Here is a 21,372-nt window from a genome sequence, read left to right as displayed (position 1 = left end):
AGACCAGGAGACCCGCATGACCGCTCCACCGCAGCTCACCGTCGAGCAGCTCCGTGCCGACATCGCCTCCGGGGTGGTCGACACGGTCATCGTCGCGTTCACCGACATGCAGGGTCGCCTGCAGGGCAAGCGGATCCACGCCCAGTTCTTCCTCGACTCCGTGCTGGGTCACGGCACCGAGGGGTGCAACTACCTGCTGGCGGTCGACGTCGACATGAACACCGTGGACGGCTACGCCATCAGCTCGTGGGAGCGCGGGTACGGCGACATGATGTTCGACCTCGACCTCGACACCTTGCGCCGCACCCCGGGCCAGCCCTACTCGGCGACGGTGCAGTGCGACCTGTCGTGGCTGGACGGCAGCGGTCTCGTCCGGGAGTCGCCACGCTCGGTCCTCAAGGCCCAGGTCGACGCGGCCGCCGAGCTCGGCTTCGCCGCCCTCACCGGCACCGAGCTCGAGTTCATCGTCTTCGAGGACTCCTTCGACCAGGCCTGGGACCGCCGCTACCAGGGCCTCACCGGGGCCAACCGCTACAACGTCGACTACTCGATCCTCGGCGGCACCCGCGTGGAGCCGCTGCTGCGCGACATCCGCAACGAGATGTATGCCGCGGGCGTCACCGTCGAGAGCGCCAAGGGTGAGTGCAACCTCGGCCAGCACGAGATCGCGTTCCTCTACGACCACGTGGTGCGCACCTGTGACAACCACGTGGTCTACAAGACCGCGGCCAAGGAGATCGCGGCCAACCACGGCAAGTCGCTGACCTTCATGGCGAAGTACGACGAGCGCGAGGGCAACTCGTGCCACATCCACCTGTCGCTGCGCGGCACCGACGGGGGGATCGTCTTCGCGGACGACGACAAGGAGGATGGGCGCAGCGCCGTCTTCGAGCACTTCGTGGCGGGCATCCAGTCGACGATGCGCGAGCTCACGCTCCTCTACGCCCCGAACGTCAACTCCTACAAGCGGTTCCAGCCCGGGTCGTTCGCCCCGACCGCGATCGCGTGGGGCACCGACAACCGCACCTGTGCGCTGCGGGTCGTCGGCCACGGTGCCGGTCTGCGGGTCGAGAACCGTGTGCCCGGTGGTGACGTGAACCCCTACCTCGCGGTGGCGGGCATGCTCGCCGCGGGGCTGCACGGCATCCGTGAGGAGATCGCGCTCGAGCCGGCCTTCGAGGGCAACGCCTACGCGTCCGACAAGGACCGCGTGCCGTCGACCCTCGCCGAGGCGCGCGACCTGTTCGCGGCCTCGGAGTTCGCCCGCGGCGCGTTCGGCGACGACGTGGTCGACCACTACGCGCACGCCGCCGACGTCGAGCTCGCCGCCTTCAACGCCGCGGTGACCGACTGGGAGCGGGTCAGGGGGTTCGAGCGGCTGTGAGCGTGCACCAGGTCGTCAACCCTGCCACCGAAGCCGTGGTGGCGGAGGTCCCGCTGGCCGACGTCGAGCAGACCGACGCGGCGATCGCGGCGGCCGAGGCTGCCGGGCCGGCGTGGCGTGCCGTGGCGCCCGCCGACCGGGGACGCCTGCTGCGACGGTTCTCCGAGCAGGTCGACGCGCACAGCGAGGAGCTCGCGCAGCTCGAGGTGGCCAACTCCGGCCACACCATCGGCAACGCCCGGTGGGAGGCGGGCAACGTCCGCGACGTGCTGGCCTACTACTCGGCGGCCCCCGAGCGGTTGTTCGGCCGGCAGATCCCCGTGGCCGACGGACTGGACGTCACCTTCAAGGAGCCGCTGGGCACGGTGGGCATCATCGTCCCCTGGAACTTCCCGATGCCGATCGCCGGCTGGGGCTTCGCCCCGGCGCTGGCTGCGGGCAACACGGTGGTGCTCAAGCCTGCTGAGCTGACCCCGCTGACCGCGATCCGACTGGGCGAGCTGGCCCTGGAGGCCGGGATCCCCGAGGGCGTCTTCACGGTGATCCCGGGCAAGGGGTCCGTCGTCGGCGAGCGCTTCGTGACCCACCCCTCGGTGCGCAAGGTGTGCTTCACCGGGTCGACCGCCGTCGGCCAGCGGATCATGCGCGGCGCCGCCGACCAGGTCAAGCGGATCACCCTCGAGCTCGGCGGCAAGAGCGCGAACATCGTGTTCGACGACAGCGACCTCGAGACCGCGGCTGCCACGGCTCCCTACGGAGTCTTCGACAACGCGGGGCAGGACTGCTGTGCGCGCAGTCGGATCCTCGTGCAGCGCAGCGTCTTCGACCGGTTCATGGAGCTCCTCGAGCCGGCCGTGAAGGGCGTCGTGGTGTCCGATCCCGCCGACGAGGGCACCGAGATGGGACCGCTCATCAGCGCCGGCCAGCGCGAGACGGTGCGCTCCTACGTCGAGGAGGCGACCGAGGACGTCGACGTCGCCTTCCGCGGCGAGGCGCCGACCGGGGACGGGTACTGGTACCCGGCCACGGTGGTGCTGCCGAGGGCGACGACCGACCGGGTCTGGCAGGAGGAGGTCTTCGGACCGGTCGTGGCCGTCATGCCGTTCGACGACGAGGCGGACGCGGTCGCGAAGGCGAACGACACGGCATACGGGCTGTCGGGGTCGATCTGGACCCGCGACGTGGGACGCGCCCTGCGCGTGGCCCGCGGCGTCGAGGCGGGCAACCTGTCGGTCAACTCGCACAGCAGCGTCCGCTACTCCACACCCTTCGGTGGCTTCAAGCAGTCGGGGATCGGGCGCGAGCTCGGTCCCGACGCACTCGACGCCTTCACCGACGTCAAGAACGTCTTCATCTCGAGTCACAGCATTTCCACCCTGAACTGACTCAACAACTTCCTGAGAGGACATCACATGGCAGGCAGGCTCGAGGGCAAGGTGGCCGTCGTCACGGGCGGGTGCTCCGGCATCGGTCTCGCGACCGTCCGCCGGTTCGCCGAGGAGGGCGCCAAGGTCGTCGTCGGCGACCTCGACGACGCGGCGGGGGAGGCGCTGGCTGAGGAGATCGGCGGCGCCTACGTCCACTGCGACGTCGCCGCCAAGGACGACGTCGACCGCCTGTTCGCGACGGCGAAGGAGAAGTTCGGGCGGCTCGACGTCGCGTTCAACAACGCCGGAATCAGCCCTCCGGAGGACGACTCGATCCTGGACACGGACCTCGATGCCTGGCGCCGGGTGCAGGAGGTCAACCTCACCAGCGTCTACCTGTGCTGCAAGGTGGCGTTGCCCTACATGCTGGAGCAGAAGTCCGGGTCGATCATCAACACGGCGTCGTTCGTCGCGGTGATGGGCGCCGCGACGTCGCAGATCTCCTACAGCGCCAGCAAGGGCGGCGTGCTGTCCATGACGCGCGAGCTCGGGGTGCAGTTCGCCCGCGAGGGGATCAGGGTCAACGCGCTGTGCCCGGGGCCGGTCAACACCCCGCTGCTCAAGGAGCTGTTCGCCAAGGACGAGGAGCGGGCGGCCCGCCGGCTCGTGCACGTGCCGATGGGCCGGTTCGGCGAGCCGGAGGAGATGGCCAACGCGGTGCTCTTCCTGGCCTCCGACGAGTCGAGCTTCATGACCGCCTCGACGTTCCTGGTCGACGGAGGGATCTCCGCCGCCTACGTGACCCCCCTGTGAGGTCTGCGTGAGCCGACCGCTCATCGGGATCACCTGCTACGTCGAGCCGGCGAGCCGCGGTGACTGGAAGGACGTGCCGAGCGTCGTCCTGCCGCACGACTACGTCCGGCAGGTCGAGGCGGCGGGCGGGACGATCCTCGTCATCCCGCCGAGGGCCGACGCGGACGACGTGGTCGCCCGCGACATCGTGTCGCGGATCGACGGGCTGGTGATCGCCGGCGGCGCCGACGTCGACCCGGACCGGTATGCCGCGCCCGAGCGACACCCGGAGGTGCAGGAAGCGCGCCACGACCGCGACGCCATGGAGATCGCCCTGGCCACGGCTGCGGCCGAGGCCGACCTGCCCCTGCTCGGCATCTGCCGCGGCATGCAGGTGATGGCCGTCGCGGCCGGCGGTGTCCTGGAGCAGCACGTGCCCGACCGCGTCGGGCACGTCGACCACTCGCCGGGTGTCGCGGTCTACGGCCACCACGTGGTCACCACGGTCCCCGGCACCCGCATCGCGAGCCTGCTCGGAGACGTGACGGATGTGCCGAGCTACCACCACCAGTCGGTGCTGACCCACCCCGGGTACGAACCGTCGGCGTGGGCGGCGGACGGCACCCTCGAGGCGATGGAGGACCCCGCTGCGCGGTTCCGGCTCGGCGTCCAGTGGCACCCCGAGGTGGGCGACGACCCGAGGCTCTTCGACGCACTCGTGGCTGCCGCGCGCCAACACCGCGACTCCGCCTCCGAGTCGAGGTGAACACGCCCGCCATCACCGGCGGGTTCACCTCGACCCGCAGATCAGCGTGACCAGATGGCGGACCGGGGGTTCAGTCGGTGGACAGCACCTGCCACAGTGATCCCGTGACCTCCTGGCACATGGCTACCACCATGGTGATTATCGACTAGCGCGACGAGACCTCTCGTCGCGCAGACCTCCCACACCCGGGGGGTCTTTTGCTTTGTGGAGACACAGCGTTCGTGGAGACACGGACACAGGCCTCGCCGGCACACCCCAGCCGGGCAGAGGGGCGCGATGACGGGGAGAATGACCACCAGGACAGCGAATGACGACTCGGCGAGGAATGACGATGAGCGACCTGCACGTCTACGACACCACCCTGCGCGATGGCGCGCAGCAGGAGGGGCTCAACCTCTCCGTGTCGGACAAGCTCGCCATCGCCATGCACCTCGACGAGCTCGGAGTCGGCTTCATCGAGGGTGGTTGGCCGGGCGCGAACCCGAAGGACACCGAGTTCTTCGCCCGCGCCCAGACCGAGCTGCGGCTGCGCAATGCGACGCTCGCAGCGTTCGGCGCGACCAGGCGGGCCGGTGGCCAGGCGGCCACCGACCCCCTGGTGCGCGCCCTGCTCGACAGCCAGGCGCCGGTGGTGACTCTGGTGGCGAAGTCCCATGTGCGCCATGTGGAGTCGGCCCTGCGCACCACCCTCGAGGAGAACCTCGCCATGGTGCGCGACACCGTGTCGTTCCTCGCGGGGGAGGGGCGACGGGTCTTCCTCGACGCCGAGCACTTCTTCGACGGGTATGCCGCGAACCGCGACTACGCGCTCGAGGTCGTGCGGGCGGCGATGGAGTCCGGTGCCGAGGTCGTCGCCCTCTGCGACACCAACGGCGGCATGCTGCCCGACCAGGTCGCGGACGTGGTGGCCGATGCGGTCGGCGCGACCTCGGCGCGGGTCGGCATCCACTGCCACAACGACACCGGCTGCGCGGTGGCCAACTCCATGGCGGCCGTCGACGCCGGGGCGACGCACGTGCAGGGCACCATCAACGGCTACGGCGAGCGCACGGGCAACGCCGACCTCCTCACGGTCGTCAGCAACCTGCAGATCAAGCGGGGGCTGCCGCTGCTCGAGACCGACCGGCTGCGCGAGGCGACCCGGATCGCCCACTCGATCAGCGAGATCACCAACGTCCCGCCCTACTCCCGGCAGCCCTACGTCGGGGCCAGCGCGTTCGCCCACAAGGCCGGTCTCCACGCGAGCGCGATCAAGGTCGACCCCGACCTCTACCAGCACACCGACCCCCAGCACGTGGGCAACGACATGCGGATGCTGGTGTCCGACATGGCTGGACGCGCCAGCATCGAGCTCAAGGGCCGGGAGCTGGGCTACGACCTGTCCGACGACAACGACCTGCTGATCCGTGTCCTGGCCCGGGTCAAGGAGCTCGAGCTGCGGGGCTACACCTTCGACGCGGCCGACGCCTCCTTCGAGCTGCTGCTGCGCCGTGAGGTCGAGGGTGGCGGCTACGACTTTTTCGAGGTCGAGTCCTGGCGGGTCATCACCGACGCGCGTGGCGACGAGGACGCGCTGTCCGAGGCGACCGTCAAGGTCCTCGCGGGCGGCGAGCGGGTCGTGGCGACCGGTGAGGGCAACGGACCCGTCAACGCCCTCGACCACGCGCTTCGCCGTGCGCTGGCGCCCGCCTACCCCGAGCTCGACAAGCTCGAGCTGATCGACTTCCGGGTGCGCATCCTCGATGCCGCCCACGGCACCGACGCGGTCACCCGGGTGCTCATCGAGACCTCCGACGGCTCGACGTCGTGGGAGACCATCGGCGTGGCCGGCAACATCATCGAGGCCTCGTGGCAGGCCCTCGTCGACGGCGTCACGTACGGCCTGGTGCGCGCCGGGGTGCCCGTCCGCTAGGGACTCCACCGTGCGTGGGCGTCGCCGCGGCGTGCCCCTCGCCTCTCGCATCCTGGACACCGCGTAATGGGTGCTGCCCCTGGGACGTCTGGAGGCGAGACCACCCGCAGGGGACGAGTCACGAGGGACGGAGGCCCGTGGATGAACCAGGAGTAGCCGGGCTCGAGGGCATCGAGGACGAGATCTTCGGTCGACAGGTCCTCGCCGCGATGAAGGTGGCGCCACGCGCGAACCTGGCCAACGCCACGAACATCATCGTCGTGACCCTCTACATCGCCCTGCCCGGTCACCCCGTCTTTGCCCTGGTGTGGGTGGGCCTGGCCCTGCCCGCGGCTGCTCTGCGTGCGGTGGTCTGGTGGCTCGGTGAGCGAGCCTCCCCGCCCAGGCCGACCGCCGTCCTGAGGCGCCGGTACCACCGCATCTCGATGCTCGAGGTCACGCTCCAGGCCTCCCTCACCGCGATCCTGGCCGCCTACCTGCTCCCGCGGATCGACCCGGATCGACAGGTGGTCCTGGTGGCGTCGATAGCGGGGATCCTGGGGGCCGGGGCGGTGGCGCTCTCGACGGTCAGGTCGGTCGGCACGCTGTGGGTGGTCCTGCACGTGTCCACCATTGCCCCGACCTTCCTGGCGATGGACCGGACCGCCTACGACGTGCTGACGGTCCAGATGTTCGTCTACGGCGCGGTGCTGGTCGCCGGGGTGGTCTACCTGGCCGACTCGTTCCGGCGACGGACGCTGGCCGAGATCAATGCCAGACGGGAGCACCAGGTCGTCGAGCTCCTCCTCGACGACTTCGAGGACGGCTCACGCGACTGGCTGTGGGAGACCGACTCCCAAGGCGCCCTCACCCACGCGTCGGAACGGCTCGCCGAAGTGTCCGGCTACTCGGTGGAGTCGCTTCGTCGGCTGACGATGGTGGAGCTGCTGGGGCGACTCGCCCACCCGTCCGACGACGGGCGTCGATCCGTCGAGCTGCTCACCGACGCGATGGCGCGTGGGGTGGGCGTCCGTGACCACTTGCTCCACGTCCAGGTCGGCGGATCGGAGCACTGGTGGGCCATCTCGGCCAAGCCGAGGGAGGCGGCGGACGGGAGGGTCCTCGGCTGGCGAGGGGTGGGGGCCGACACCACCCAGGCCCACATCCACGGCCTCGAGATGGTGCGGCTCGCTGAGACCGACCCGTTGACGGCGCTGGCCAACCGCCGCCGGTTCCAGGAGAGCCTCGACTCCGTCCTCGACGGCGAACCGAGCGCCGGCGAGGTCCACCTCGCCATCTTCGACCTGGACAACTTCAAGGTCGTCAACGACACCCTGGGGCATTCGGTGGGCGATGAGCTGCTGGTCCAGGTCGCCCTGCGGATGGCCGCCTGCAGGGAGGACGACTTCATCGCTCGCCTGGGTGGGGACGAGTTCGCGGTCGTGACGCAACCGGCGTCGCCGCCGGACTTCGCCGAGCTGCTGTTCGCGCCCTACCAGGACGTGTTCACCGAGCCCTTCATCGTGCGGGGCAACCGGCTTCACGTGACCACGAGCGTCGGCTGCGCCCGCGCCTGGCCGGGCACCACGCGGGCCGAGGAGCTGGTCGGCAGGGCTGACCTCGCCTTGTATGCCGCGAAGGCCGCCGGGCCAAGCCGGATGAGCTCCTACACCTCGTCGATGACGATGCGGGCCCGGGAGCGGGCGTCCCTGGTCGCCGATCTGCAGCGGGCCATCACGCGAGAGGAGTTCCTCCTCTACTACCAGTCGCAGCACGACCTGCGCACCGGCAAGGTCGTGGCGACCGAGGCGCTGCTGCGGTGGCAGCACCCACGTCGCGGCCTGCTACCGCCGTCGGAGTTCCTGGAGGTGGCGGAGGCATCCGGTCTCCTCGTGCCCATCGGCGGGCTCATGCTCCGCCAGGCCTGCCGCAAGCTCGCCACCCTCGGAGGTGGGGTCCGGGTGGCCTTCAACGTGTCCCACTCAGAGCTCGACGCGAACGACTTCCTCGAGCGGCTCGAGCAGGCCCTGGACGAGTTCGGGGTCGACCCGCAACGGCTCGAGCTCGAGGTGACCGAGACCGCGGCCGGCACGCCGCGGTCGGAGTCGCTGCTCCGGGAGGTCGCGCAGCTCGGGGTCCGCATCGCGATCGACGACTTCGGCGTCGGCTACTCCTCGCTGGCTCGTCTCCAGCGCATGCCCGTCGACGTCATCAAGGTGGACCGCTCGTTCGCTGCGGCGCTCAGGGCATCGGAGCCACGGTCGACCGACGTCGCAAGGGCGATCATGAAGTCTGCGGTCGACATCGCCTCGGCCCTCGGGATCGAGGTCCTGGCGGAGGGGATCGAGACCGCCGACCAGCTTGCCGAGGTGCGCGGCCTCGGCTTCGACCTGGCGCAGGGTTACTTCGTGGCAACCCCTGCGCCCGACCTCAGCCGCCACCTGAGGCTCGTGGAGCCGCTGTCCTGAGAGGACCGTGGACCGTCCGCCATCGGGTTGCGCAGAGCTCCACCCGGCCTCACGCGGGACCGCGGACCGCCTGCTGTCGGCCGGCTTCCTCGGCGGACGGGCCCGCTTCCTCGGCGGACGTCCGCGCGAGGTACGCGGTGCGAAGTCCGCCGCGGGCGCGGAAGCTCAGGGCGGCCGCGGCGTTCGCATTGAGGCCCATCTTGGCCCCGGCGACGGCCAACGGCTCGCCGATCATGATCGTGCGCCACAGGATCTCCCGCCACCGCGGTGGCAGCGTCGAGAGCACCTCGACCACCAGGCTCTCCTCGAGGATCGTGTCGCTGTCGTCGGGCTGGAGCCGGTCCAGCGCGTCGGAGTCCCCGACGAGGAACTCCCGGGCGCCCTTGCGGACCCGGTCGACGTACAGGTGGCGGATGGTCGTCGCGAGGTAGGGCCGCAGCGAGCGGTCCGGGCCGGAGCCGTGGAGCACGGACGTGACCACCCGGGAGAACGCGTCGCTGACCAGGTCGTCGGCCAGGCCGGCACCGCCGACGGCCCGCGCGGTGCGGAGCGCTGCCGCGTAGTGGCGCTCGTAGAGCGCCGACATCGCCGACATGTCGCCCGCTCGGACGGCGGCCAAGAGCACGAGGTCGTCCTCGGCCGCAAGGTCAGACGCGGCTTCCGGACTCGCGGGGTCGTCGACCGTCGACGGGTCCGGCTCGCCGTACACCGCCGCGCCCGCAGGGACCTGCATGCCCTCCATGCGTAACGAGACGCATGGGAGAACGATGTGTGACGCGGGTCATGTCGACCCGTTTGCCCCGGGTCCGCCGGCTCCGGTCAGTCGGTGCCGGACTCCATGGCTGCCCGGTCGAGGGCGTCGTCCTCGCCGTCCTGCGCCCTCGGGTTCGACGAGATCGCCTTGGCGCCGCCGGGCTCCAGGTCTCCCACGAGGTCCTGGTGGCGCGCGACGAGCTGGCCCTGCGCGGCATACAGCTCGAGCTTGGCCCGGGAGTCGGCGATGTCGAGGTTCCGCATGGTCAGCTGCCCGATCCGGTCGACGGGGCCGAAGGCCGCACCCTCGGTGCGCTCCATCGAGAGCTTCTCGGGGTGGTAGCTGAAGGCGGGGCCGGTGGTGTCGATGATCGAGTAGTCGTCGCCGCGACGCAGCCGCACGGTGACCTCGCCGGTCACGACCGACGCGACCCAACGCTGCAGCGACTCGCGCAGCATCAGCGACTGGGGGTCGAGCCAGCGGCCTTCGTAGAGCAGGCGGCCGAGCCGGCGGCCCTCCGCGTGGTAGTTGGCGATGGTGTCCTCGTTGTGGATCGCGTTGAGCAGTCGCTCGTAGGTGATCCAGAGGAGGGCCAGGCCCGGGGCTTCGTAGATGCCACGGCTCTTGGCCTCGATGATGCGGTTCTCGATCTGGTCGGACATGCCGAGGCCGTGGCGACCACCGATCGTGTTGGCCTCGTCGACCAGTGCGACGGCGTCGGGGAAGACCTGGCCGTTGATGGCCACCGGTCGGCCCTGGTCGAAGCGGACGGTCACGTCTTCGGTGGGGATCGCCACGGACTCGTCCCAGAAGGGGACGCCCATGATCGGGTCGACGATCTCCATGCTCTCGCTGAGGAACTCGAGCGTCTTCGCCTCGTGGGTCGCGCCCCAGATGTTGGCATCGGTCGAGTAGGCCTTCTCGGTGCTGGAGCGGTAGGGCAGGTCGCGGGCCTGCAGCCACTCGGACATCTCCTTGCGGCCGCCGAGCTCGGTGACGAAGTCGGCGTCGAGCCAGGGCTTGTAGATGCGCAGCGACGGGTTGGCCAGCAGGCCGTAGCGGTAGAAGCGCTCGATGTCGTTGCCCTTGAAGGTGGATCCGTCGCCCCAGATGTCGACGCCGTCGTCCTTCATGGCCCGCACCAGCAGGGTGCCCGTGACCGCGCGGCCCAGGGGAGTGGTGTTGAAGTAGGTCTTGCCACCGCTGCGGATGTGGAACGCGCCACAGGCGATCGCGGACAAGCCTTCCTCGACCAGCGCCGAGCGGCAGTCGACGAGCCGGGCGAGCTCGGCGCCGTACGCGCCGGCCCGATCGGGGACGGTGTCGATCTCGGGCTCGTCGTACTGGCCCAGGTTTGCGGTGTAGGTGCAGGGGATCGCCCCCTTCTCCCGCATCCAGGCAACGGCGACAGAGGTGTCCAGACCGCCCGAGAAGGCGATCCCGACACGCTCACCAACAGGCAGGGACGTCAGAACCTTCGACACGGTAGGTCAGCCTACGGGCCGCCAGACCGACGCGTGCACGGGTCCGGTCCGTGGCCAGCCTCCCTGCAACCCGGGCGCCCCGTGGGGTGCTCAGGCTGCAGGCTCGGGGGTGCTGGCAACTTGACATCGATATATCGATAGGTGCATTATTCGATATATCGACAACAGACTGTCGACCGTGCGAGAGAGAGCCGCCCGACCAGAGTGACGGCCCCCGCACCACCACATTCGTAGGAGAACCCGTGAACCGCATGAACCTGAACATCCACATGTCCCACCCCCGCCGAGGGGGCCACGCCGGCCGAGGCCGGTCCATCGACGACCAGCCCGGTCGCAACCGCGGGCAGGACGGCCAGCCCGGCCACGGACACCACGGGGGACCCCGTCGTGGCCGCAGCGAGTTCGCGGGCTTCGGCGAGGGCCGTGGCCCTCGCGGCGGCGGACGCGGTCCGCGTCGCGGCCGGCGCGGTGACGTCCGCCGGGCGATCCTCGCGCTGCTCGCCGAGGAGCCGATGAACGGCTACGGCATCATCACCGCCATCGCCGAGCGCTCCGACGGCTCGTGGCAGCCCGGGCCCGGCTCGGTCTACCCCGCGCTGCGACTGCTCGACGAAGAGGGCCTGATTGCCCCGGACGAGTCCGATGACGACCCGCGCCGCAAGGTTTTCGCGCTGACCGACGACGGTCGGACCTACGCGGAGACGCACGGCGACGAGCTCGCCCAGGCGTTCGCCGACGCGACGACGCCGCAGCGGGGCTTCCGCGAGATGCGCCGGGAGATCGGCCAGCTCGTCGTCGCCGTCGAACAGGTCGTCATGGCCGGCCAGCCGACCCAGATCGAGACGGCCCAGAAGGTGCTCGCCGACGCCCGTCGCTCGCTCTACCGCATCCTGGCAGAGGACGACGAGGCGGGCGCTGAGAGCCCGACCGACCCGGTCGAGTAGCCACCGTCGACCGCGTCCAGGGCCTGCAGGAGTCGCTCCCGCAGGCCCTGTCCGCGCGTCGCGAAGTCGCGCTGGGCGGCGGCATACTCGGCCCGTCCCTGGGGGGTCTCGATGGCGACGGGCACGTAGCCGAGGGCGCTGAGGTCGTAGGGCGAGGCGCGCATGTCGAGCTCGCGGATCTCGCGGGCGAGCTCGAAGCAGTCGAGCGCGAGGCTGCTCGGCACGGCCGGCGCCAGCTTCATGCACCACTTGTAGAGGTCCATGCCGGCGTGCAGGCAGCCCGGCTGCTCGAGGGCGACCTGGTCCTCGCGGGTCGGTTGGAGGACGTTCAGGGACCGGGCCGGGGGAGTGTAGAAGCGGAAGGCGTCGAAGTGCGTGCACCGGATCTGCAGCCCGTCGACGACCTCGTCGGTGCCGGTGGGGCCGAGGCGCAGTGGCCAGGCCGAGTGCCGCACCTCGTCAGGCGACCGGCGGTAGACCATCGCCCACTCGTGCAGGCCGAAGCAGCCGAGCTGCGCCGGCCGCGAGTGGGTGGCTGTCACGAGCCGGCGCACGAACTCGACCGTGGCACCTCGCGCTTCCAGGTATGCCGCCGTGTCGAGCACACTGCCGCCGTCCAGGTCGCGGTAGAACCGCCACGACCCGCGGTCCAGCTGTGCGGCGCCGTCGAGGACCAGATCGGGTCCCGGGTGCCAGCGGCGCAGCTGCGAGGGCTTGAACGGGTAGTAGGTGAAGAGGAAGTCCTCGACCGGGTGGGCGGTGCCGGTCTGGCGACGCCCGCGGTGGCCGGCGGTGAGGGCGTCGACCCGGTCGGCGTGGTCGGCCTCCAGGGCCTGCCACACCGCCTGCTCGAGCACCCCGGCGACCATGGGCACCAAGGCTAGGCGGTCACCCTCGTGACGCGGGGAGGGTGGTCACGAGCGGGCAGCGGCGTCGTGCAGGACGCGGTCCCAGTCGTGGTCGAGGTCGCTGAAGGCGATGGTTGAGTCGGCTCCGTGCGGTGCGTGCGGGAGCGACCAGGTGCGGCGGTGGTGACGCTCGAGGGCGAAGACCAGCGCAGTGACGAAGGCGATGAGAACGATGATTTCCATGACTGAAATCATGCGCCCAACCGAATGCAGCCACGAGTGGCAGAACTGTCGCTGAGGGAGGTTTTTCTGCCATACTGTCGGCATGGCCCTGTCCACGATTGCTGCGCTGATCACCGACCCCGTCGCGATGTTCGAGACCGCCATCGCGTGCGAGGTCTTCGGGCTCGACCGCACGGACGACGGAGTGCCGCCGTTCACCTTCATGATGTGCGGCGAGACCGCCGGCCTGCCCGTGCCCACGACGAGTGGCGGCGCGCTGACACCGACGCACCAGTGGCAGGACGCACTGGACGCCGACCTCGTGGTCATGCCCGCGGGTGGCGTCCGCGACACGTACCCGGAGGAGCTGCTCGACGTGATCCGTGGTGCGCACGCCCGCGGCGCCACGATCCTGTCGATCTGCACAGGGGCGTTCATCCTCGGCGAGACCGGGCTGCTCGACGGGCTGACCGCGGTGACGCACTGGCGCTACGCGGAGTCGTTCGCCAAGCGGTTCCCCAAGACCACGGTGTCGATGGACGTGCTCTACCTCGACCACGGCCAGATCGTCACCGGGGCCGGCACCGCAGCGGGGATCGACGCGGTGCTCCACCTCGTGCGTCGCGAGCTGGGGTCGACGGTGGCCACCCGGATCGCCCGCCGGATGGTCGTGCCTCCGCAGCGCGACGGTGGCCAGCGCCAGTACGTCGAGGCGCCGCTGCCCGAGGTCGACTGCGAGAGCATGCAGCCGGTGCTCAACCACATCACCGAGAACCTCGACGCCCCCCACACCGTCCCGGACCTGGCCCGCCTCGCGATGATGTCCGAGCGCACCTTCGCCCGCCGCTTCGTCGCCGAGACGGGTACGACCCCGCACAAGTGGCTCGTCCAGCAACGCGTGCTGCGCGCTCGCGAGCTGCTCGAGTCGACCGACCTCCCGGTGGAGTCGGTGGCGTCGCACAGCGGGTTCGGGTCGGCGGCGCTGCTGCGCACCCACTTCCAGACCGTCGTGGGCACCTCGCCCCAGCGCTACCGTCGCGAGTTCTCGCGGCGCTGATCTGCCGTGGGCCGTGCAGGTTTCGTTCCAATTGGGTGAGGAACCTGCAGGGTGGGTGGCCGGATAGGCTCCTCGGGTGCGCATCGCGAGATACACCACTGGTGAGGACCCCTCCTACGGCATCGTCGAGGGGGAGCCGGGCCGTGAGTTCATCGCCCAGGTCCAGGGCGACCCGCTCTACCAGCCGGTCGTGCTGACGGGTGAGACCGTGCGGCTCGAGGACGCCCGGCTCCTGGCGCCGGTCATCCCGCGCAGCAAGGTGATCGGCATCGGTCGCAACTACGCCGACCACGCCAAGGAGATGGGCGGCGAACCGCCCGCGCAGCCGCTGATGTTCCTCGTCCCCAACACCGCGGTCGTCGGTCCGGGCGACCCCATCGTCATGCCGGCCGGGGCGCAGGAGATCTCCTACGAGGGTGAGCTGGCCGTCGTCATCGGGCGGATCGCCAAGGACGTGCCGCGGGAGCGGGTGTCCGAGGTCGTCTACGGCTACACCTGTGCCAACGACGTCACCGCGCGCGACTGGCAGCGTGGCGACGGGCAGTGGGCCAGGGCCAAGGGTTTCGACACGTCCACGCCGCTGGGACCCTGGATCACCACCGAGCTCGACGTGTCCGACCTGCGGATCCAGAGCCGGATCGACGGCGAGACCCGCCAGGACGGCCGGACCGCCGACATGATCTTCGACGTGGAGACCCTGGTGTCCTACGTCAGCGCCGCATTCACGCTCCTCCCCGGTGACGTGATCCTCACCGGCACCCCGGCCGGGGTCGGCCTCGTCGAGCCGGGTCAGCGGGTGGACGTCGAGATCGAGGGCATCGGCACGCTCAGCAACACCTTCGTGCGCCGCTGAGGCGAGGTATGCCGCGTGGCTCAGCCCGCGGCATACCCCGCCTGCGTCCCGACCTCGACTTGTTGCCACTGGTGTGGCAGGGGTGGCCCGGATCGGGGGTCTGGCGAGGTCCTGGCGGCCAGAAGTCGCGGGGGACTGGCGGAGGGGACCTGCTCGGGGGGTCCCTAGAATCGGGGCACCATGACTGAGACGCCCAGCTCCGCACCCCGCCTCCGTGTCGCGCCGTCGCCCACTGGCGACCCGCACGTCGGCACCGCCTACATGTCGCTGTTCAACCTGGCCTTCGCGCGCCAGCAGGGCGGGTCGTTCGTGCTGCGCATCGAGGACACCGACCGGGCGCGGTTCAGGGAGGACAGCGAGCAGCAGGTCTTCGAGACGCTGCACTGGCTGGGGCTGCAGTGGGACGAGGGGCCGGACGTGGGTGGGCCCTTCGCGCCCTACCGTCAGTCCGAGCGGCTCGACACCTACCGCCCGTACGTCGAGCGGCTGCTGGCCGATGGTCGTGCCTACCACTGCTGGTGCTCGACCGAGCGTCTCGCCCAGATGCGTTACATGCAGCAGAAGCTCAAGCAGCCCACCGGCTACGACCGGCTCTGCCACGGCAAGACGCGCGAGGAGCGGGCCGAGCTGCCGGGCTTCAACGAGACCCCAGTGGTGCGGATGCTGATCCCCGACGACGTCGAGCTGACCTTCGACGACCTCATCCGTGGTCGCGTGTCAGCACCGCGTCCCGACGACCAGGTGATCCTCAAGGGCGACGGCTTCCCGACCTACCACCTCGCTGTCGTCGTCGACGACCACGAGATGGGGATCACCCACGTCGTGCGTGGTGAGGAGTGGATCTCCAGCACCCCCAAGCACATCCAGCTCTACAAGGACCTCGGGCTCGAGCCGCCGAAGTTCGCGCACATGCCGCTGCTGCGCAACACCGACAAGTCGAAGATCTCCAAGCGCAAGAACCCCGCGGCCCGCCTGACCTGGTTCAAGGAGCAGGGCTACCTGCCCGAGGCGCTGGTGAACTTCCTTGCGCTGCTTGCCTATCCGCCGAAGGAAGGCGCCGCCGGCGAGGACGTCGAGGTCTTCACCTTCGAGGAGTTCAGCGAGGACTTCGACTGGAAGAAGGTCAACCCGGTCGGCCCGATCTTCGACCTGAAGAAGCTCGACTGGCTCAACGGCGTCTACATCCGTGGGCTCGAGGTGGGTGAGCTGGCCTCGCGGTTGCTGCCGTTCCTGCAGGCCGACGGAGTGCTGGGTGACAACCCGAGCCTGGGCCAGCTGGCCCGGCTGAAGAAGGTCACCGAGCTGATCCAGACCCGCATGGTCCTGCTCACCGAGGCGAGCGCCCTGGTGCGCCCGTTCTTCCTCGGCGACGACGAGATCGAGGTCGCCGAGGACGCGCGGGCCCAGCTCAAGGACGACTCCGGTGCGGTCCTGGCCGCGGCGACCAAGGCGCTCGAGGACGTCGACGACACCCGCTCGGGGGTGCTCGGGTCCGAGAGCGGCTGGAGCGCCCCCGCCATCGAGGCGGCCCTGCGCTCGGCTATCGTCGAGGAGATGGGCATCAAGCCCAAGTTCGCGTTCGGGCCGCTGCGCACCGCCGTCTCCGGCCAGCGGATCAGCCCGCCGTTGTTCGAGTCGATGGAGATCCTCGGCAAGACCTCGACCCTGGCGCGCCTGCACCGGCTGCACGACGACCTCGCCTGAGGGTCGGGGGCGTCGAGCAGGTCGTCGGGGCCTGCCGGCGACACGTAGCAGGCAACACTCACGGCCGATTTGGGAACGCGACCGAGGGGCCGGTAGTATCGCGTCTCGGTTCACTCCCATGAAGGCCTTCGGGCGCGCTGGAAGTGATACCCCCTTGGGGTATGGTGTAATTGGCAACACTACGGTTTCTGGTACCGTCATTCTAGGTTCGAGTCCTGGTACCCCAGCTCAGGCGCAAGCCCTTGTGGCACACGCCGATTCGGAGAAATCCACTTCCTGCCGGTATGGTTCTCTCCGCTGCCCGCGCACTGCAGAGTGCACGGGCAACCAGCTAGGGCCCCGTTGTGTAGCGGCCTAGCACGCCGCCCTCTCAAGGCGGTAGCGCGGGTTCGAATCCCGTCGGGGCTACCAGTAGAAGCCTCCGTCCACGGACGGGGGCTTCTCCCATGTCCGGCTCCGGACGGGTGAGCCAGCCTAGGAGGATCCGCTGCTGACGTGCTCCTGGGCGAGCCTGCGCAGCGCCGCCAGGACCGGGTCGACCAGGACCGTGCCGGCCACCACCCGGTGCAGGGCGGCGGTGAGGTCGTCGCGCGGCACCGCGGCCACGTCGACCGCGGCGATGCCCTCGGTGGCCCGCGCGTAGCCGGTCAGCGACTCCGGCTCGAGCGGCACGCCGGCCGACCTCGCCGCGGCGATGGCGCCGGTCAGCGAGCGGAGCGCCGGCGAGTCGGGTGACACCTGCCAGCCGAGCCCGGCCACCAGGTCGGTCACCTCGGCACTGACGGCGACGTCGGGGTGGCTGGCGGGCAGCGCGTACTGCGCCTTGCCGAGGAGGTCGTGCCGGGAGGTCGGGGGAGAGTCGAGGGTCTCGACCACCCGCTTGCTCTGGGCGACGGAGACACCCGCGTCGATCAGCGCGCGGACCAAGCGCACCCGCTGGAGGTGCGCCTCGGAGTAGTCGGCCCGGGTGGCGCCGAGGCTCTCCCCGGCCGGGACGAGTCCCTCACGCAGGTAGTACTTGAGGGTCGCCACCGTCGTGCCGCTGCGCTCCGAGAGCTCCGACATCTTCATGGATAGTCACACTACCCACGGCCAGCGGAGCGAGGTATGCCGCGTGGCCGGCTGGGCCACGCGGCATACCTCGTCGTCGTGGGCGCGCGTGGAGCGCTCGCGTCAGGCGTGGTTCTGCTGCTGTTGCTGCGCGTGGTGGCGCGCGAGCACCTCGGTGAGCTTGTTGGCGCCGGCGATGACGGTGGCGGCGTGCAGCCGGCCGGGCTGGCGGGAGAGCCGCTCGATCGGGCCCGAGATGGACACCGCGGCGACGACACGACCGGACGGGCCACGCACGGGTGCCGACACGGAGGCGACGCCGGCTTCCCGCTCGCCCACGCTCTGCGCCCACCCGCGGCGGCGCACGCCGGAGAGGGTGGTCGCGGTGAACTTGGCGCCGTGCAGCCCGCGGTGGAGCCGGTCGGGCTCCTCCCAGGCGAGCAGCACCTGGGCCGCCGAGCCGGCCAGCATCGACAGCGTCGCGCCGATCGGGATCGAGTCACGCAGACCGACGGGGCGCTCGGCCGCGGACACGCAGATGCGGTGGTCGCCCTGGCGCCGGAAGAGCTGCGCGCTCTCGTTGGTGTGGTCGCGCAGCGCGCCGAGCACCGGGCCGGCAGCGGCCAGGAGCCGGTCCTCGCCGGCGGCGGCGGCGAGCTCGGCCAGGCGTGGGCCGAGCACGAAACGGCCCTGGAGATCGCGGGTGACCAAGCGGTGATGTTCGAGGGCGACGGCCAGCCGGTGAGCCGTGGGGCGGGCCAGCCCGGTCGCGGTGACCAGCTGGGCGAGGGTCGACGGACCGGCCTCGAGGGCGCCGAGGACGATGGCTGCCTTGTCGAGAACGCCGACTCCACTGGTTGTGTCCATGGCTTGATATTGACGTCTCATTCGCTGAGACGCAAATCCGTGGGCGTGTCTCGCGTGCGAACCTCGGATTGCAGCACAGCGCCGTGCTCACGACAGGGCACGGCCAGGCCGTGCCCGCGATGGGCCGCAACCAGGACAAGAGGGTGGAAGACGTGTCAGGAACGCTGGCCGAGAAGGTCTGGGAAGCGCATGTGGTTCGGCGCGCCGAGGGCGAGCCGGACCTGCTCTACATCGACCTCCACCTGATCCACGAAGTCACCTCACCCCAGGCCTTCGACGGGCTCCGGCTCGCGGGCCGCCAGGTCCGCCGTCCCGACCTCACCCTCGCGACCGAGGACCACAACGTCCCGACCACGCCCGGCCCGATCACCGACCTCGTGAGCAAGACCCAGGTCGACACGCTGCGCCGCAACTGCGAGGAGTTCGGGGTCCGGCTCTTCCCCATGGGCCACGCCGAGCAGGGCATCGTCCACGTCGTCGGTCCCCAGCGCGGCCTCACCCAGCCGGGCATGACGATCGTCTGCGGCGACTCGCACACGTCCACGCACGGAGCGTTCGGCGCGCTGGCGTTCGGGATCGGCACGTCCGAGGTCGAGCACGTGCTGGCGACGCAGACCCTGCCGCTCAAGCCGTTCCGCACCATGGCGGTCAACGTCGAAGGTGAGCTCCAGCCCGGGGTCACGGCCAAGGACATCACCCTGGCGGTGATCGCGAAGATCGGCACCGGCGGTGGCCAGGGTTACGTCCTGGAGTACCGGGGGAGCGCGATCCGGGCGCTGTCCATGGAAGCCCGCATGACGGTGTGCAACATGTCGATCGAGGCCGGCGCCCGCGCGGGCATGATCGCCCCCGACCAGACCACGTTCGACTACCTCCAGGGTCGCGAGCACGCGCCGACAGGTGCCGACTGGGATGCCGCGGTCGCCGACTGGAGCACGCTGCGCAGCGACGACGACGCGGTCTTCGACGCAGAGGTCGACCTCGACGCCAACACGCTCACGCCGTTCGTCACGTGGGGCACCAACCCCGGCCAGGGTCTTCCGCTCAGCGAGTCGGTGCCCGACCCCGAGACGATGGGCGACGACAACGAGAAGGCGGCCGCCCAGCACGCCCTCGACTACATGGGTCTGACCGCGGGCACGCCCCTGCGCGAGATCCGGGTCGACACGGTCTTCGTCGGCTCGTGCACCAACGGCCGGATCGAGGACCTGCGCGCCGCCGCCGACATCGTCAAGGGGCGCAAGGTTGCCGACGGCGTCCGCATGCTCGTCGTGCCCGGATCCGCGCGGGTGCGGCTGCAGGCCGAGGAAGAGGGTCTCGACCAGGTGTTCACCGAGGCGGGTGCCGAGTGGCGCCTCCCCGGTTGCTCGATGTGCCTGGGCATGAACCCCGACCAGCTCGCCCCCGGTGAGCGCAGCGCCTCCACGTCCAACCGCAACTTCGAGGGCCGGCAGGGCAAGGGCGGTCGCACCCACCTCGTGAGCCCGCTCGTCGCCGCCGCCACCGCCTTGCGCGGCACGCTGTCCAGCCCGGCAGACCTCGTCGACGCCACTTCCGAGGGGAGCAAGTGATGGATGCCTTCACCACCCACACCGGCATCGGTGTGCCGCTGCGTCGCAGCAACGTCGACACCGACCAGATCATCCCGGCCGTCTACCTCAAGCGGGTGACCCGCACCGGCTTCGAGGACGGCCTGTTCGCGGCGTGGCGCAAGGACGAGACGTTCATCCTCAACAACCCCTCGTACGCCGCCGGGTCGGTGCTCGTCGCGGGTTCCGACTTCGGGACGGGCTCCTCACGCGAGCACGCCGTCTGGGCGTTGCTGAACTACGGCTTCCGCGTCGTCCTGTCGTCGCGGTTCGCGGACATCTTCCGCGGCAACAGCGGCAAGCAGGGGCTGCTCACGGCGCAGCTGGCCCAGGACGACATCGAGCTGATCTGGAAGTACCTCGAGAACGAGCCGGGCGCCTCTGTGACGGTCGACCTCGTGTCGCGCACCGTCACCGCCGGTGACATCGTCGCTCCGTTCGAGGTCGACGACTACACGCGCTGGCGGCTTCTCGAGGGCCTGGACGACATCAGCCTGACCCTGCGCCACGAGCAGGACGTGACCGAGTTCGAGACTCGCCGACCGGCATACAAGCCCTCCACGACGGTGGCCTGACGCGCGCGGCGCGCCGACGAGCACAAATTCCCCGAAAGTCGCCTTCCGGCGCCTGCCGGAGAGACCCCCGATGCTCCGCGTCGGGGGTCTTCTGGCGTCCCGCACCGTTGCGGAATCGTCATGCGTTTGCGAAAACCATTGACCTGCAACGCTTTCCGGCACTCGCGCTCATCGGGGCCCGGAATGCCCCACGGAAGGTCGACGACCTGCTGCGGCCGCGCCAGCGGCCTCGAATCGCGCCGCAATCCGTTGCGACACAACAGATCGGGCGCCGAGATGGTGGACTCACGCGCGCAACCGCCCTAACGTCGGACCCAAGTCGGGCACTGGCTCGGCCGCTCACCCTCGTCGGACTAAGGGGTCCGGCGTCACCAACCCTATGAAGGGGAAGACGTGAACAAGGCAGAACTGATCAAGGAGCTGGAGAGCCGCCTCGGCAGCCGGAAGGCAGCCAGCGACGCACTGACGGCCGTCGTGGACGTGATCATCCGCGAGGTGGCCAAGGGCGGCAGCGTCGCCATCACCGGCTTCGGAACGTTCGAGCAGGCCGCCCGGGCCGCGCGCACCGGCCGCAACCCGCGCACCGGTGCCAGCGTGAAGATCAAGAAGACCGTGGTGCCGAAGTTCCGCGCCGGCTCGGCCTTCAAGGATGTCGTCAAGAACCCGCGCTCGCTGCCCAAGGCAGCTGTCGCCGGTGCCCGTGCCGCTGCAGGGACGGCCACCAAGGCCGCCGCGGCCGGCGCCAAGAAGGCGGCGC

19 protein-coding genes and 2 tRNA genes are annotated in these 21,372 nt (G+C 70.2%); 15 read left to right on the top strand and 6 right to left on the bottom strand.

The window, feature by feature from the left end; genetic code table 11:
* Positions 1–16 precede the first annotated feature (16 nt).
* The 6 genes from ASG95_RS14640 to ASG95_RS14615 all read left to right on the top strand — a co-directional run bounded on the left by ASG95_RS14640 (position 17) and on the right by ASG95_RS14615 (position 8,668).
* On the top strand, positions 17–1,384 hold the full coding sequence (locus tag ASG95_RS14640; RefSeq protein ID WP_057377929.1) for a glutamine synthetase family protein: 1,368 nt from the start codon (positions 17–19) through the stop codon (positions 1,382–1,384).
* A complete protein-coding gene (locus ASG95_RS14635; RefSeq protein ID WP_057377928.1) occupies positions 1,381–2,769 on the top strand; it encodes an aldehyde dehydrogenase in 1,389 nt (462 codons plus the stop codon). Before ASG95_RS14640 ends, ASG95_RS14635 begins: the two co-directional genes overlap by 4 nt.
* 27 nt (positions 2,770–2,796) lie before the next feature.
* Complete coding sequence (locus tag ASG95_RS14630) at positions 2,797–3,564, top strand: 3-oxoacyl-ACP reductase (RefSeq protein ID WP_057377927.1); 768 nt, start codon at positions 2,797–2,799, stop codon at positions 3,562–3,564.
* A 7-nt stretch (positions 3,565–3,571) separates the two neighbouring features.
* Positions 3,572–4,309: a gamma-glutamyl-gamma-aminobutyrate hydrolase family protein gene (locus ASG95_RS14625; protein WP_057377926.1), complete on the top strand. Its 738-nt coding sequence runs from the start codon at positions 3,572–3,574 to the stop codon at positions 4,307–4,309.
* A 331-nt stretch (positions 4,310–4,640) separates the two neighbouring features.
* The gene (gene cimA, locus ASG95_RS14620; protein WP_057378935.1) at positions 4,641–6,221 is read left to right on the top strand and encodes a citramalate synthase; all 1,581 of its coding nucleotides are present in this window, start codon (positions 4,641–4,643) and stop codon (positions 6,219–6,221) included.
* A 137-nt stretch (positions 6,222–6,358) separates the two neighbouring features.
* Positions 6,359–8,668: a bifunctional diguanylate cyclase/phosphodiesterase gene (locus tag ASG95_RS14615; RefSeq protein WP_057377925.1), complete on the top strand. Its 2,310-nt coding sequence runs from the start codon at positions 6,359–6,361 to the stop codon at positions 8,666–8,668.
* A 49-nt stretch (positions 8,669–8,717) separates the two neighbouring features.
* Here the strand turns inward: ASG95_RS14615 and ASG95_RS14610 are convergent, their stop codons facing one another.
* The gene (locus tag ASG95_RS14610; RefSeq protein WP_057377924.1) at positions 8,718–9,401 is read right to left on the bottom strand and encodes an RNA polymerase sigma factor; all 684 of its coding nucleotides are present in this window, start codon (positions 9,399–9,401) and stop codon (positions 8,718–8,720) included.
* An 86-nt stretch (positions 9,402–9,487) separates the two neighbouring features.
* Positions 9,488–10,906 (bottom strand): argininosuccinate synthase, encoded by a 1,419-nt coding sequence (argG, locus tag ASG95_RS14605; protein ID WP_056922480.1) that lies wholly within the window; start codon positions 10,904–10,906, stop codon positions 9,488–9,490.
* 251 nt (positions 10,907–11,157) lie between these two features.
* Between argG and ASG95_RS14600 the strand changes: the two genes are divergently transcribed.
* A complete protein-coding gene (locus ASG95_RS14600; protein ID WP_235544220.1) occupies positions 11,158–11,850 on the top strand; it encodes a PadR family transcriptional regulator in 693 nt (230 codons plus the stop codon).
* Here ASG95_RS14600 and ASG95_RS14595 read toward each other — a convergent pair.
* Together ASG95_RS14595 and ASG95_RS21420 are read right to left on the bottom strand one after the other, a co-directional pair.
* The gene (locus ASG95_RS14595) at positions 11,787–12,719 is read right to left on the bottom strand and encodes a hypothetical protein (protein WP_057377923.1); all 933 of its coding nucleotides are present in this window, start codon (positions 12,717–12,719) and stop codon (positions 11,787–11,789) included. The two genes, ASG95_RS14600 and ASG95_RS14595, sit on opposite strands and share 64 nt — an antisense overlap.
* A gap of 45 nt (positions 12,720–12,764) precedes the next feature.
* Complete coding sequence (locus ASG95_RS21420; RefSeq protein ID WP_157582110.1) at positions 12,765–12,941, bottom strand: hypothetical protein; 177 nt, start codon at positions 12,939–12,941, stop codon at positions 12,765–12,767.
* An 82-nt stretch (positions 12,942–13,023) separates the two neighbouring features.
* Here ASG95_RS21420 and ASG95_RS14590 point away from each other — a divergent pair, with 82 nt between their 5' ends.
* The 5 genes from ASG95_RS14590 (at position 13,024) to ASG95_RS14570 (ending at position 16,945) form a co-directional block, all read left to right on the top strand.
* Positions 13,024–13,977, top strand: coding sequence for a GlxA family transcriptional regulator (locus ASG95_RS14590; RefSeq protein ID WP_057377922.1), 954 nt, complete (start codon positions 13,024–13,026; stop codon positions 13,975–13,977).
* 76 nt (positions 13,978–14,053) lie between these two features.
* Positions 14,054–14,830 carry a fumarylacetoacetate hydrolase family protein gene (locus tag ASG95_RS14585; RefSeq protein ID WP_056922484.1) on the top strand — a complete coding sequence of 259 codons (777 nt, stop codon included), beginning with the start codon at positions 14,054–14,056 and terminating at the stop codon, positions 14,828–14,830.
* Between the two features lie 180 nt (positions 14,831–15,010).
* Complete coding sequence (gltX, locus tag ASG95_RS14580; RefSeq protein ID WP_057377921.1) at positions 15,011–16,534, top strand: glutamate--tRNA ligase; 1,524 nt, start codon at positions 15,011–15,013, stop codon at positions 16,532–16,534.
* Between the two features lie 155 nt (positions 16,535–16,689).
* Positions 16,690–16,761: transfer RNA gene (locus tag ASG95_RS14575), tRNA-Gln, on the top strand.
* A gap of 108 nt (positions 16,762–16,869) precedes the next feature.
* Positions 16,870–16,945, top strand: a tRNA-Glu gene (locus ASG95_RS14570).
* A gap of 63 nt (positions 16,946–17,008) precedes the next feature.
* Here the strand turns inward: ASG95_RS14570 and ASG95_RS14565 are convergent.
* Complete coding sequence (locus tag ASG95_RS14565; protein WP_057377920.1) at positions 17,009–17,605, bottom strand: MerR family transcriptional regulator; 597 nt, start codon at positions 17,603–17,605, stop codon at positions 17,009–17,011.
* A 102-nt stretch (positions 17,606–17,707) separates the two neighbouring features.
* Entirely contained in the window at positions 17,708–18,451 is a 744-nt protein-coding gene (locus tag ASG95_RS14560) for an IclR family transcriptional regulator (RefSeq protein ID WP_056922488.1), read from the bottom strand.
* A 119-nt stretch (positions 18,452–18,570) separates the two neighbouring features.
* On the opposite strand from ASG95_RS14560, the gene leuC reads away from it, so the two are divergent.
* The 3 genes from leuC to ASG95_RS14545 all read left to right on the top strand — a co-directional run.
* Positions 18,571–20,022, top strand: a complete 1,452-nt coding sequence (gene leuC, locus ASG95_RS14555) for a 3-isopropylmalate dehydratase large subunit (protein WP_056922489.1) — start codon at positions 18,571–18,573, stop codon at positions 20,020–20,022.
* Positions 20,022–20,615, top strand: a complete 594-nt coding sequence (leuD, locus tag ASG95_RS14550) for a 3-isopropylmalate dehydratase small subunit (protein WP_057377919.1) — start codon at positions 20,022–20,024, stop codon at positions 20,613–20,615. The genes leuC and leuD overlap by 1 nt, the downstream gene beginning before the upstream one ends.
* A gap of 393 nt (positions 20,616–21,008) precedes the next feature.
* The coding region (locus ASG95_RS14545) for an HU family DNA-binding protein (RefSeq protein ID WP_162259411.1) at positions 21,009–21,372 on the top strand (364 nt) is incomplete at its 3' end.

This window comes from Phycicoccus sp. Soil803, from assembly GCF_001429685.1.
GTDB lineage: Bacteria > Actinomycetota > Actinomycetes > Actinomycetales > Dermatophilaceae > Pedococcus.
This window is presented reverse-complemented; position numbering and strand designations above follow the sequence as displayed.